Annotated in this window: 11 protein-coding genes and 2 pseudogenes; 5 read left to right on the top strand and 8 right to left on the bottom strand. The window is 53.5% G+C overall.

Going from position 1 to position 13,060, the window contains the following annotated elements; translation table 11 throughout:
* Nucleotides 1-83 precede the first annotated feature (83 nt).
* The 4 genes from G4C92_RS10475 to G4C92_RS10460 form a co-directional block, all read right to left on the bottom strand.
* Nucleotides 84-344, bottom strand: a complete 261-nt coding sequence (locus G4C92_RS10475) for a heavy-metal-associated domain-containing protein (protein WP_274939791.1) — start codon at nt 342-344, stop codon at nt 84-86.
* A gap of 131 nt (nt 345-475) precedes the next feature.
* On the bottom strand, nt 476-754 hold the full coding sequence (locus tag G4C92_RS10470; RefSeq protein ID WP_274939790.1) for a DUF2325 domain-containing protein: 279 nt from the start codon (nt 752-754) through the stop codon (nt 476-478).
* A 168-nt stretch (nt 755-922) separates the two neighbouring features.
* The gene (locus G4C92_RS10465; RefSeq protein WP_274939789.1) at nt 923-2,773 is read right to left on the bottom strand and encodes a Na/Pi cotransporter family protein; all 1,851 of its coding nucleotides are present in this window, start codon (nt 2,771-2,773) and stop codon (nt 923-925) included.
* 73 nt (nt 2,774-2,846) lie between these two features.
* Nucleotides 2,847-3,182, bottom strand: coding sequence for a hypothetical protein (locus tag G4C92_RS10460; protein WP_274939788.1), 336 nt, complete (start codon nt 3,180-3,182; stop codon nt 2,847-2,849).
* Between the two features lie 186 nt (nt 3,183-3,368).
* Between G4C92_RS10460 and G4C92_RS10455 the strand changes: the two genes are divergently transcribed.
* Nucleotides 3,369-5,414 (top strand): ABC-F family ATP-binding cassette domain-containing protein, encoded by a 2,046-nt coding sequence (locus G4C92_RS10455; RefSeq protein WP_274939787.1) that lies wholly within the window; start codon nt 3,369-3,371, stop codon nt 5,412-5,414.
* A 172-nt stretch (nt 5,415-5,586) separates the two neighbouring features.
* Here G4C92_RS10455 and G4C92_RS10450 read toward each other — a convergent pair whose 3' ends face one another.
* Nucleotides 5,587-6,126, bottom strand: a complete 540-nt coding sequence (locus tag G4C92_RS10450; protein ID WP_274939786.1) for a DUF308 domain-containing protein — start codon at nt 6,124-6,126, stop codon at nt 5,587-5,589.
* A 165-nt stretch (nt 6,127-6,291) separates the two neighbouring features.
* Nucleotides 6,292-6,750 (bottom strand): Hsp20/alpha crystallin family protein, encoded by a 459-nt coding sequence (locus tag G4C92_RS10445; protein WP_330654699.1) that lies wholly within the window; start codon nt 6,748-6,750, stop codon nt 6,292-6,294.
* 255 nt (nt 6,751-7,005) lie between these two features.
* Here G4C92_RS10445 and G4C92_RS10440 point away from each other — a divergent pair, with 255 nt between their 5' ends.
* Nucleotides 7,006-7,665 (top strand): Crp/Fnr family transcriptional regulator, encoded by a 660-nt coding sequence (locus G4C92_RS10440; RefSeq protein ID WP_274939785.1) that lies wholly within the window; start codon nt 7,006-7,008, stop codon nt 7,663-7,665.
* Nucleotides 7,666-7,970: 305 nt separating this feature from the next.
* Here G4C92_RS10440 and G4C92_RS15255 read toward each other — a convergent pair.
* Nucleotides 7,971-8,342, bottom strand: a pseudogene (locus G4C92_RS15255) (transposase); the annotation flags it as partial.
* A 150-nt stretch (nt 8,343-8,492) separates the two neighbouring features.
* Between G4C92_RS15255 and G4C92_RS10430 the strand changes: the two are divergent.
* From G4C92_RS10430 to G4C92_RS10420, 3 genes are read left to right on the top strand one after another with little or no spacing between them, the layout of a single operon-like run.
* A complete protein-coding gene (locus G4C92_RS10430) occupies nt 8,493-9,695 on the top strand; it encodes a tyrosine-type recombinase/integrase (RefSeq protein WP_274939784.1) in 1,203 nt (400 codons plus the stop codon).
* The gene (locus G4C92_RS10425) at nt 9,692-10,657 is read left to right on the top strand and encodes a tyrosine-type recombinase/integrase (protein ID WP_274939783.1); all 966 of its coding nucleotides are present in this window, start codon (nt 9,692-9,694) and stop codon (nt 10,655-10,657) included. Before G4C92_RS10430 ends, G4C92_RS10425 begins: the two co-directional genes overlap by 4 nt.
* Nucleotides 10,647-11,672, top strand: a complete 1,026-nt coding sequence (locus G4C92_RS10420; RefSeq protein ID WP_274939782.1) for a tyrosine-type recombinase/integrase — start codon at nt 10,647-10,649, stop codon at nt 11,670-11,672. The genes G4C92_RS10425 and G4C92_RS10420 overlap by 11 nt, the downstream gene beginning before the upstream one ends.
* Nucleotides 11,673-11,733: 61 nt before the next feature.
* On the opposite strand, the pseudogene G4C92_RS10415 reads toward G4C92_RS10420, so the two are convergent.
* Nucleotides 11,734-12,705: pseudogene (locus G4C92_RS10415) on the bottom strand (helix-turn-helix domain-containing protein); the annotation flags it as partial.
* Nucleotides 12,706-13,060: the final 355 nt, after the last annotated feature.

Below are 13,060 nucleotides of genomic sequence, written 5' to 3'. Positions count from 1 at the left end.
TGAGTCTGACGGAATCAGTATAGCACAGCCGGCCCTGCGGATGCATCGCGGGAAGAAGGATTCCTCAGGCGAGAAGGCGCGTCTTACGCTTTCCGGGCGCCGAACAGCCCCTTCTTCTCCCACGGAACGGACTCGGAGGACAGGTAGTGATACCCCGTCGCCTCAACTGTCTGCCCCAGCTCGGCCTCACCCGCCGGCTGGTCCGTCAGAAACGACGCCTCCTTCTTTCTGTGGGAAGCGCTCACCTTCCTCGCGTCCGGAAACGCTTTCCGGATCGCGTCGCAGATATGTGCCTCGCACATACCGCACGCCATGCCGTCAATTTTCACTGTGATTCTGTACATATCCCGCTCCTCTTTCTTTGTTCCGCGGCGTCTCCATTCCTGACGCTGCCCGTTCCAGTCCGGATCCGCGGCGTCTCCGTTTCCGGCGGCGTACCGTACTGATCCGGGTCCTCCATGTGCCGTCCGGTTGTTCAGCCGGCCGCTTCCCCGAGAATCCGTTCGAGGGAAGCGATTGAACTCGTGTGCGAGCGCACCACTGTCGTCGCGGAGGCCGTTTCCGCCAGCGCGTACTGCACCATCTTGTGCGATACCGTATGCGTGAAAAGAATCATCAGATCCGGCTTGCCGATCCGGTTCTTCATCCCGCTGCTGAACTTGCAGAACACCTTGGCGTCGCAGCCGTGCTTCCTGCAGAGTTCCTTGTACCGCCGCTCCATACATTCGTTGCCGCCGATAATGACTACGCTCATCTCTGTCCTCCTGCTGTTTTCGGATCGGAAGTTTGACTTCTCTAACCAATGAACTTTGAAACAGCTCCCGAATCGGGAGCTGTTCTGGAGTTATATGGATCTAACTATGATTAGTTTACTCTCTTCCCCGGCGGCTGTCAAGCCGCTCCAGGGTTCTGCAACCGCCGCTTATCTGGCCGCCTGAAGTTCCGGCTCGCCCGCCTCTCCGGCCCGGACCGCGATATCCGCCTCCGCCTCGGAATCCGCCTCCCGGTCGATTGCCGTCACCGCCTCCGGCATAAAGGTGCGGTAGTATTCGTCATAGAGCCGCTCATACTCCGGCGTATGCCGCAGCTTGATATCATGCATATACCCCTCGCCCTGCGTCGCCTTGGCCGAGCGGAGCACAATGGCCGCGATGTTCTGGCTGTGATCCGCGATCCGCCCGCAGCTGTAGAGCAGGTCGTTATAGATAAAGCCCTGTACCGCGCTGCAGATACCGGCTTCCAGACGTTCGACATGACGCTCCTTCAGCGAGGCGCAGATCACCGAGATGACGCCCTGCAGCGGCTCGATCTTCCGGGCCGTCTCCAGATCCTGTTTCCGGTAGGCGTTCACCGCGTCCATGTAGATCTCATGCACGGCGTCCAGCAGCTTCCGGAGCTCGACCTGGGCCTGTGAGGAGAACTGAAGACCCTTCTCATGCATTTCCTGACATGAGTTGGCAAAATTCGCCGCATGGTCCGCAAGCCGCTCGAATTCCCCGATGCCCTGCAGCATCACGGTTGCCTTCCGCTTGTCATCCTCCGAAAGATGCTGCGTCGTCGTCAGCTTCATGATGTAGCTTCCGATATGATCCTCGTAGGAATCGATCTTCTTCTCGTTCTTCTGGATATAGTCGTAATTCTGCTGGGTGAAGCCGTCCCGGAGCAGTTCCAGAGAAGCGTCCAGACCCTTGCGGGCCTTCTTCACCATCTTGTTCATCGCTTCCTCGCACTCCGCCACCGCGATGGAAGGCGTCGCCATCAGACGCTCGTCGAGGAAGAGCTCCTCTTCCTCCTCCGTGTCGCGGATCAGGAAATGCGCCAGACGGTCAAGCTGCTTCTGGAACGGGAACAGCAGCAGGATCGTCAGGATATTGAAGATCGTATGGCATACCGCAATGCCGACCGTATTCGCCGTCGCGTCCACAGCGACAAAGTGGAAAATGCCGTCCAGCAGAAGGAACACAAGCAGCCAGAAAATCGTGCCGATGATCTTGATGGAAACGTGCACCACCGCCACTCGCTTCGCCTTCCGGTTGACGCCGATCGCCGAGAGAATCGCGGTCATACAGGTGCCGATGTTGCAGCCCATGATGATGGGAATCGCAACGCCGTAGGAGATCAGTCCTGTCATCGACAGAGACTGCAGGATGCCGATGGACGCCGCAGAGCTCTGGATGATGCCCGTGATCACCGCGCCGACCAGCACGCCGATCAGCGGGTTGCGGAACGCGATCAGCAGATGCTGGAACCGCGGATCACCGGCCAGCGGGCTCATCGAGCTGCTCATCATGCTCATCCCGGTCATCAGGATCGCGAAGCCGACCAGAATCGATCCGAGATCCTTCCGCTTCTGGCGCCTGGACACCATCGCCAGCAGGATCCCGATGACGGCAAAGACCAGCGAGAAGTTCTCCGGCTTCAGCATCGCAAGCGCCGGGCTGCCCTTGTCGTTGATGCCGGTGAGCGACAGGATCCACGCCGTCAGCGTGGTGCCGATATCCGAGCCCATAATCACACTGATGGTCTGATGAAGTTCCATGATGCCGGAGTTCACGAACCCGACCAGCATCACAGTCGTGGCCGATGAGGACTGAATGGCGATGGTGATGATCGTGCCGACGAGAAAGCCTTTCCACGGCGCGTCCGTCGCTTTCTTGAGCATCTTTTCCAGCTTGCCGCCGGTCATCTTCTCGAGAGAGGCAGACATCAGCGTCATGCCGTACAGAAAGAACGCGAGGCCACCGAAAAGCTCCACAAAGTTAAGGATTGACAAATCTCATACTCCTTTCAGCTTACACCGGCCAGTTGCGGTGTATGGCGGCCTCTCCGCGCCGCCGGATATCTCGTCATCGTTCGAACCGGAAATACACCAGCAGCGCCGCTTCCGCGCGGTGAATCCAGACGGCCGGGTCATCCTCCGTGTCCGTCTCGACGGAAGCAATCTCATACCGTCCGTACTCATGGCCCGCTGCGGACGTCTTGCCACGCTCCGCGGCGGAGCCGTAATCGCCTCCCTGAAAACGCCCGACGGTCTCGATGACCGTCTGCATGTCCTGATCTCCTCCGAGAAACAGCTCCCGGACCCCGCATGAGAGATAAACCGGTTCGCCGTTCACATTGCCGTACAGCTTCGTCCCGAAGCCTTTTCTCCTGACTATCTCCTTCAGTTCGCTCAGTTTCATTCGCTTCTCCCCGCTGCCTTTACGCAGCCTTTACAGAATCTTTACCTGCATTATACACCAACTGTCCGTCCGCCCGCCACATCATTCATCGGAAGCGCGCCTCCGAAAGATCCGTGACGAACGGCCTTTCTTATTGTACACTGTCACGGAAAGAACTGTTATCTGGAAATGCACCCGGAGGCATCCATGTTACTATCCATCACGGACGGCACCGTCACGCGGGGTGGCCGGACCGTCCTCTCTCATTTCAGCTTCAGTATCCGCGGCACCGAAAAAGCCGCGATCGTCGGCCGCAACGGAGCCGGAAAAACCTCGCTTCTGGAAATCATCGCCGGACGACTGGATCTCGAAACCGATGACAGCCGGCCCTCATCCGGGCTGGTCTGGGCCCGCGCCTGCTCCACGGGACTGCTCTCGCAGCAGACCTCTCTCGATCCGGCGCAAACCGTAGGAGAGATGCTGGCGGAAGCGGCCCGGATGGGCCGTCCGGAGGACGAGCGCTTCGAGAAGGAAACGTTCGGACGAGAGGCGCAGTACAGCCGGATGCTGACAGCGATGGGATTTCATGTACGCGACAAAAGCCGCGCCTGCGGCACCTTCTCAGGAGGGGAGCAGGTCCGGCTTTCCCTGCTCCGGCTTATGCTGGAGGAGCCGGAGGTCCTGCTGCTGGACGAGCCCACCAATCATCTTGATCTGGCCGCCGTGGAATTTCTGGAGCGGTATCTGGCCGCCTACCCGCACGCGGTCGTCGCCGTCTCCCACGACCGTTTTTTCATCGACCGCTTCGCCGATGTCGTATGGGACGTCCGCGGGGGGCGGCTCTTCCGCTATCCGGGCAATTACACGGCATTCCGGGACGCCCGTACCGCGGAGTACCGGAAGCAGTACGAGGCGTGGCGGCGGCAGCAGGCGGAGATCGCCCGCGAAGAAGAGCTGATCGAGACGTTCCGTCACAAGCCGAAAAAAGCCGCCTTCGCGCGGGCCCGGAGGACGATGCTGGAGAGGATGCCGCGCGTCGAGCGCCCGGATCCACTCGAAGCGGCGATCCATACCGGCGGGCTGCTGCCGGAGAGGCCCGGCACCCGGTGGCCCGTCAGCTTCGATCATCTCCGGATCGGCTATGATCGGCCTCTGATGGAGCTGACGCTCCGGATCCGCCGGGGCGCAAAGCTCGGCATCATCGGACCGAACGGCGCGGGCAAATCCGCCCTTCTCCGAACCGTCGCCGGGCTTCTCCCGCCTCTGGGCGGACATCTGACGATGGGCGGGCATATCGATACGGCGTACTTTGACCAGATGACCGCAGCGTTCTCTGATCCCCGGACGGTACATGACTGGTTTCACGACCGTTCCCCGGTTCTGACGGAAAAGGAACTCCGGGAGAAGCTCGCCGGCTATCTGTTCCGCGGGCGCGATCTGTCGAAGCCGGTCTCAAGTCTCTCCGGAGGGGAGAAGTCCCGTCTCGCGCTGGCCGGCATTCTCGAGAGCCGGCCGAACCTCCTGCTGCTCGATGAACCGACCAACCATATGGATATTCCGGCCCGTGAGACGATGGAATCACTGTTCCGAAGCTATCGCGGCACGATGCTCATCGTCTCCCACGACCGGTATTTTCTGCAGCAGGTCGCGGATTCTCTGCTGATCCTTGAACCCGGTCAGCGCGAGGCTCTCTTCTATCCCTTTGGCTACGGGCATTACCGCAGGATGATGGATCAGAAAGCGGACGGACAGTCCCCCGCCGCCGCGCGTTCGCTGGAAAACCAGCGGCTGATCGATGGGCTGCGCGCCGTTCCGAAGGCGGAACATCCCCGGCTCAGACCCTTCTCCACCGAAGAGGAGACCCTCGACTGGCGGTTTGAGCTCAACCGCCGGGAACGGGAGAAGGCAGAGGCTGCCTTCATCCTTTTGGATGAAGCGTACCGGAAAGCGTACGCGAAGCGCTCAGGGCTTCCGACGGAAGAAGATGCAAATCGATCAGAGTTTCCTATAGAAAAAGCAGCGAAGCGCCCAGCGATTCCGTCGGAAAAAATCGCGGAAATGCCGGCTGCTCCCGTCCCATCGCTTTCGGACTGGCTCTTCTCCGATCCCGGAAGCCGGGCCGCTCTTGAGGAGCTGTCTCGCCGTCTGGAGGAAGCCGGCAGGAAGTGGACGGAGACGCTGCTGGATTGGTACGAGCTCTGGCTGGAAACCGCCCCGGGTGTTCCGTCAGCCGGACCGGAACCGCACGGCTGATGGGGTCCGCCGATCGGCCTTCTCCTGCGAAATTCCGCTCCGTGTCCGGAAAAAAGTAAAAAAAGCCGCCGCACAGAGCCGGGGCTGTGCGTAAGGCCACGGAATCTTGCGGAAGTCCGCGCCCTGCGGCAGCCCGGCGGCCCAATGCGGCAGCCTCTGTCCTGTATCAGAATCAGTCTTTCTTTTTGATCTGGCTTCGGAACGCGCTCAGCATCATCAGATCGGTGAATCCGTTCACCACGAAGGTGAAGCCCGCGATCACCAGCAGCAGATCCGCGACCGCGGACGGATGCAGCAGCACCACCACCCCGAGAACCAGCGAGAGGATCGCGAAAATCAGCGAGGCCGTCCAGAATGAATTGCGGAAGACGGAGCCGAGAAGACCCGCGATGTTCGCCGCGCTGCTCACAATCAGCACGAGTCCCATCAGCACCGGGAAAAGATCCACAATCACGCGCGGCGACGCGACGAAAATGAAGCCGATGATCAGGCAGACAACCGCCGAAGCCAGGATCCCCGGTTCCCTCGACTCTCTCTTCACCGCGTAGCGGATCACCTGCACCACGGCCGCCGCCACCATAACCCAGCCGAACAGCTTCACGATAAACGCCACAGCCGCGCCCCGTTCCGCGATCAGCACAGTACCAAAAACGATGCTGACAACCGCCATCACGATCTTGCTGTCAAGCAGTCTTCTGAACCATTCCTTCATAATGCCTCCTCTTCGCCGGGCAGCGGTCTGTTCCGCCGCATCCCGTAGTCACTGATCTGATTTCATTATATTCCGCGGCATGCATTCCGCAAGAAAAAGCTGATCGAAAAAGGCTCCGGCGGATTGTTGTCCGCCGAAGCCTTTCCCCGGAAACCGGCCGCTTCATCAGCCGACAATCGCGATGTACTTATTTGTATCGACTTTCTTCTGATCCTTCTTCGGAAGCGTGATCTTCAGTACGCCGTTCTCATACTGGGCCTTGATGTCGCTCTCGCTGTACACGTCGCCGATGTAGAAGGTTCTCTCAAGCGTCCCGCCGTAGCGTTCCTGACGAAGCAGCTTGCCGCTCTTCTTTTCCTTCTCGTCCTTATCCAGCGTCTTCTCCGCGTGGATGGTCAGATAACCGTCCTTCAGCGACAGCTTCAGTTCTTCCTTCTTAAAGCCCGGCAGTTCCACGTCCAGCTCATATCCGTTGTCATGTTCCCGGACGTCCGTTCTCATCATGCGGTCCGCGCGATGACCGAACACCGGATAACTGACGTTCCAGAAATCCCTGTCCATGTCATTCATCATGTCTTCCATCTCATTCATGCGATCATCGAACAAACTCGGTAAATACATCATATGTCATTCCTCCTCGTCTATTCAGATGTTGTACTGCTTGATAGCTGAAGCATCTGCGGGATGTCTTCTTTACCTTTCCGGCATCCCTTTTCTCTTTTCGATTATGTTTATACCACTAATTGTTAGCACTGTCAATAGTTGAGTGCTAATTATTTCAATTTTTTCTCGTCGCTGATTCTGCATGCCGCTTGTCCGCAGCGGCTCACTCCGCCTATAATAACAGAAGGACTATCTGTCCGCGTGGAGGGACGCACGATGAAGAAATCTTTTTCCTATGAAGAAGTTCCGCTGTTCGACCGGCTGACTGCATCCGAAATCCGGAAGGTTCTTCCCTGTATCGGCGGCTATCAGAAATCATTCCACAAGGGAGAAATCCTGATCCTCGATGAAGAGAATGTGCATCATATCGGCGTCGTTCTCTCCGGTTCCGTGCATATGGTCAAGGAGGACCTGCAGGGCAGCCGCTCGCTGCTGGCCTTCATGCAGCCCGGCGACCTCTTCGGAGAAACCTTTGCGGTCCAGTCCGACGCCGCCTCACGGGTCAGCTTCCTTGCCGGCGAGGAAACGACGGTCCTCTTCGCCGCGGTTTCCAAAGTAATTCACACCTGTCCGCATATGTGCCCGTTTCACATGCGGATCTCGGAGAACCTCTTCCATCTGCTCGGTCAGAAAAATCTTCGTCTGATCGAGAAGATCGAAATCTGCTCCCGTCCCACTCTGCGGGGGAAGCTGATGGCCTATCTCCGCATTCTTCAGGAGAAACAGCATTCGGATTATGTCGTCAGCCCGCTGACGCGCACCGCGCTCGCGGAATATCTCTGCTCGAACCGCAGCGCGATGACACGGGAGCTGGCCGCGATGCGGAATGACGGCCTGATCGACTACGACGGCAGCTGCTACCGGATTCTCCGGTAACAGCTGCCGCCGCTGAGTTGTAATCCGAGACGCCAGTTTGTAAGACGAGATGCTTATTTGTAAATTGAAAAGTACATATTTGTAAACGAAACGCCACTTTTGTACACCAGATGCCAGTTTTGCACACGAGATGCTTCGTTTGTACACGAGACGCAGTCTGTTCAGATCCGCTCTTTTCGTATATGATGATCTTGACAGGCATGCCAATAGGAGGTCGACTCCCTCTCGGTTTTTTTGTAATCGGAGAATCCACCCCTGCTTTGGCTAGTATGGGCTTGTGGTGTTGGCGGCTCTGTCGTGGTGTATTACTTGAGAAGAGAAGGCTTCAGAAGGATGTCTTCAGTTGCTACCGGAGTACACCTCAGAAGCTCTAATACCTCTTCTCCATAGTGAAAGCTGAACGTTTCGTATGGGCTGCGATCGTTCAGCTTTTTTCGTTTATAGGAATTGATGTGGTTCATCATCCGGGTCACGTCCTCCTGTGTCAGGTTGTCAAAACTGCTCCCCTTTGGGAGAACCCGACGGATCAATTCGTGGTTGACCTCGATTGCCCCTTTCTGGTAAGGACAGCCGGCATCACAGTAGTAGATGCTGGTTCGGCGTAATCCATAGCCGGGTACAGCGTAGTCCCGGTATTCGATTTTCTTTGGATTGGAGAATTCACTTCCATTGTCCGTTTTATCCTGAATTCGGCATAAAACGGACTATGCCGAAGAAAAAACTATGCCGAAGTTTTTCTTTGTTGCTTGAGTTTTCTTCGATGTCGAAAGATTCTTCGGCATAGTATTTTATACTTGAAGCATCAATTTCTAAGGAGGTGCTTCAAGATGGATATAGATACTGTCTGCATGTTACTTATCAATGCTTTGAAAGATGCCGGATATAATGATTCCACCATTTTTAATTACCAAGGTGCTGTACGAAGGTTTAAGACATTCTGCAAAGAACACAATGCTGCGGAGTATAACCATGAAATCGGCAAGCTTTATGCTGATTCTGTAATCAGTCCCAAAACCGGAAAGTTCAGTAAAGAGCGTTATCATCTTCAAGGCCGTTTTATCAGGCTTATTGACTCGTACATCAGGACCGGTCAGTTTGTTTTTACGACCACTTCAAGGTCAAGATTGCAACCGGAGAATGCGTATTATCGAAAAGTCTACACGGATTACTGTTTCTATCTAAAAGATGAGTATGAAAACGAGAACACTCGCCATTTTTATGAGTATGGAATGTATGCATTCCTTTCTTTCCTTGAGGGAAAAGAGGATGTGGTCCCATTAGAAGATCTCACAGCAGCTATCTTCCTTGACTACATAAAGAATTCTAAACCCGAACGGCAACGTGGAATTCTTTGTGAAATCAGGAAAATCTGCCGATACCTTGAGCGGGATGATCTGCTGGCGGCACTGTCAGGCATTCACGCCCTGCGACATCATCGAATCATCCCGGTTCTCGAAGCAGAGGAACAAGAGCGTATTAAATCTGTTACTGATGATGAAGCTACACCATTGCGTGACTCCGCCATGATCCTCCTGGGATTATCCACAGGTATCCGTGCATGCGATATAATCAAGCTTCGACTAACAGATATCGACTGGCGGAACGATACGATTTCATGGAGACAAAGCAAAACAGGAAATCTCGTTTGTGTTCCCTTAACACCGGCCGTGGGTAATGCGATTGCCCGATATCTGACCACGCAGCGTCCAAAGGCACCAAATGATTACCTGTTTGTGAGACTCATTGCTCCGTTTGATCCGCTTTCATGTCATTCATCCTGCTACATGATGGTCAAGCGTATTCTTGAGAAGGCAAGCGTATCTACTGATGACCGTATTCTCGGAATGCACATGCTCCGGCATAACGCTGCATCGACAATGGTCAGAAATGAAGTTCCTGTTGAGACGATCGCCGCCATACTTGGGCACTCGGATCCCGATACTACCGGAATCTATATCACAACTGACGAAAACCGGCTTAAAGAGTGCGTCCTTCCTTTTGATGGTATTTCAAGGGAGGTGCACACATGACGACTTTTGTTAGCAGGCTCGGCCCTTTAATATCTGACTTTCTGGATTACAAGCATGCTTTGGGTATTAAATATACATCAGCGTCCGTGTATCTTCGAGAATTAGACAGGTACAATGCCGCACACGGAGATCATCCCACCCTTATCAAAGAGGTCGTTGATGGATGGGCACTGGAACATGCAGAAAAATCAACTACCAGCGACAGAAGCTGGGTCTCACCGATCCGTGAATTCGGCAGATACCTTGTCAATACCGGCGATATCAGCGCATATGTATTGGATAATTCATTTATCATCCAACGCCATCGTCCGGAAGTTTACCTGATGACAGAGGCTGAAATCCATTGCTTTTTTAAAGAATGCGATCAGTACGTACTCAGAAAAAAAATCCCGGGCAGGGCATATGTCCTTCCAGCGCTATACCGTTTTATGTATTGCTGCGGCGTCAGATCAGCAGAAGCAAGACAGTTAAAGTGTCAGGATGTTCATCTGGATAAAAGCTATGTCGATATCCTGTGGGCTAAGGCACACCGTGACAGGCGACTTTTTTTATCAGAAGAACTGACGCAGTATCTTATAGATTATAATGCTGCCATACGCAAGGTATTCCCGGAAAGAGAATACTTTTTCCCTGGTGGGCGTGGAGAAATCTGTTCCAGTACTGCTTTATCTGCTAACTTTAGAAATATCTGGCTGTCAGCAGGCTTAAAAAGAGACGGCAAAGTCAAGCCTCGGGCTTATGATTTTCGGCATCACTTTGCATGCGCAAATATCATGCGTTGGGCGTCGGAAGGCAAAGACATCCACGCAATGCTCCCGTATCTGATGCGGTACATGGGGCATTCTTCATTGGAAAGCACTTATTACTACATACACCTGATACCAGATTTCTTTCCCCAATACCGTGGCATGACTGCCTCCACAGAAGAATTGATACCGGAGGTGGATGCCGATGAAGTATAAGAGGAAGAAAGATAAAGACTTCTGGCAGATGGCACGGGCATATCTTCATGATTTTATGCCTGCGGTACGCAACCAGTCGGACAAGTCTGTTGCAGCTTATAAACAGTCCCTGAATTCCTATCTATTATTTTTGGAAAGTGAGAAAAGATTAAGGGAAGATCAGGTGACATTTGAGGCATTCAACCGAAGTAATGTTAAGGACTTTGTTGAATGGCTCCGCGAAAAAAAGTACGCTCCCAAAACGATAAATTTGAAACTGACGGCAATCCGCTCTTTTCTTAAGTATTGTGCAGATGAGGATTTTGAACTCCGAGGTATTTACAATGATGTCTGCACAGTCAGAAAAATCAAGGAAGAGAAAAAGCCAATCGAATACCTGCAGCCGGAAGCGACAAAAGCGATACTGGCATCTTATGATACCAGGACGGCAAAACATCGCCGGAACCGTATGATCCTGATACTTCTTTACGATACTGGGGCAAGAGTACAGGAGCTATCCGATCTGTCGTTGGCATCTCTTCATCTGGATGTACCCCACCCATTTGTTACGCTGATCGGAAAGGGGCGCAAGACAAGAAATGTTCCGGTTATGGATAAAACAGTGGCTCACTTAAGAAAGTACCTTGAAGAATTCCATCCAGACTTGACGGAAGCACCGCTGTTCTATAGCCGACTTGATGGGAAGCCTCATCAGTTATCTACGGGCAGCATAAGCCTGATTTTAAAAGTGGCAGCGAATACAGCTCGCATTACTTGTCCGGAGGTCCCGGAAAACGTTCATTGTCATTTGATCCGTAAAACAAAAGCAATGGATCTATATCGCAATGGAGTGCCGCTTCCTTTTATCATGCAGCTGTTGGGTCATGAAAGTATGTCAACAACATCCGGCTTTTATGCGTTCGCAACGCTTGAAATGATGACAGAAGCAATGAATAAAGCCGCCCCGGCATTTGAGGATGACGAAAAAATCTGGAAGAAAGCTGCTATAAAGAAGCTGCTCTATTCTCTGGATTGACCCGAAATACTATGCCGAAGAATCTTTCGACATCGAAGAAAACTCAAGCAGCAAAGAAAAACTTCGGCATAGTTTTTTCTTCGGCATAGTCCGTTAAGATCACCGGGAACAGTCGGTTAAACAACTTTCCGCCGAGATGTCCATCAAGGTCTTCAAAAACTTCGATCACGGACCTGGATGTATTGGCATCACGAAGGAAAGCCAGCATTAAGGACGACTCCACGAAATGAATCGTGAGCAGGCATTTTCCTCCGGCGGTTCCGATCACGGAATCCATCTGGACGACAGCCGTATCAGGGTTCTTTTCCATAAATGACTCGAATTCCTTGTAGGAACGGCCAAGACGACAGCCCTTATCGACCTTGAATTCCGGTTTCTTACGGCGGGCTCTGAATCGAACCTTCCTGGGAAGATCGATGTTCCGCACTTCAAGAAGACAGTCATCGATATAGTTGTAGATTGTTTTCTCACTGCACATCAGCTCGTCCTGATGTGTGATATAGATCTCATGAATCGAATGCCCCTGCTTCACAAGTGGTGTGATGATCCGGTTCAGTCTGGCGATTTCCTCCTCGCTGGTCGACAGGCCGCTCCGAGACACGGAGATTACCTGATGAGATTTCAGATGAGCCTTCTCAGCGTCGTAGAAAGTCTTGAGCAGAGTACACTTATCAATCGTCGGACAGGCATTGCAGACATAAGGAACATGGACTCTGACTGCGCAAACCTCTTCAACGAAGTCCGGACAATGCTCATTGCAGCGGCATAAGCGGCAGTAGTTGTGGCCTCCGGTTCTCGTGCAGTCTTTTCCGCAGAGCAAAGGAGACTTGATCTTGCAGGACATCCGGTTCTTACAGGCATTAAACGAATATCCGGGCTTTCCGGTAGCGATCTCTACGGCATACTTTCGGACTTCTCTGGAGATTGTGGCCGGATCCTTATACATCTGGGCAGCGATCTTCTTGAAGGACATTCCCTCCTTCAGGAGTCTCTGCAGCATTAAGCGTTCTTCATAGGTAAAAAACTTTGCCATGATATCCTCCATATCCGGCCGCCAACTGGATGAGGATATCGCACAGAGAAAAGAGATGACAAGAAAAAGAGACCAGCCCTGGCTGATCTCTTTGCAAGCCGGGATGCAACCTCCCGGCAGGTATTCACTTAATCACTACTATGGCCTCTGGCCAGAACGAGAGGGGTTGCATCTCGTTTTACAGTTGAGGGTCAAGAACCATAATTGACAGCTTACACGCATCCCTCCTTACAAAAAGGAATCCATCCCGCCGCGCTATGCGTTGTCGGTTTGAATCGCTTTGTCAGACATAAAAAAGAGGCCGTCCCTCCTGATTATTTTCAATCGGAGAATCCGCCTCTTTATTCAGTGACAT

This window comes from Chordicoccus furentiruminis, assembly GCF_019355395.1.
In the GTDB taxonomy this organism is placed as follows: domain Bacteria; phylum Bacillota; class Clostridia; order Lachnospirales; family Lachnospiraceae; genus Chordicoccus; species Chordicoccus furentiruminis.
Note: the sequence above shows the minus strand (reverse complement) of the source record. Positions and strands in the feature narration are given on the sequence as shown.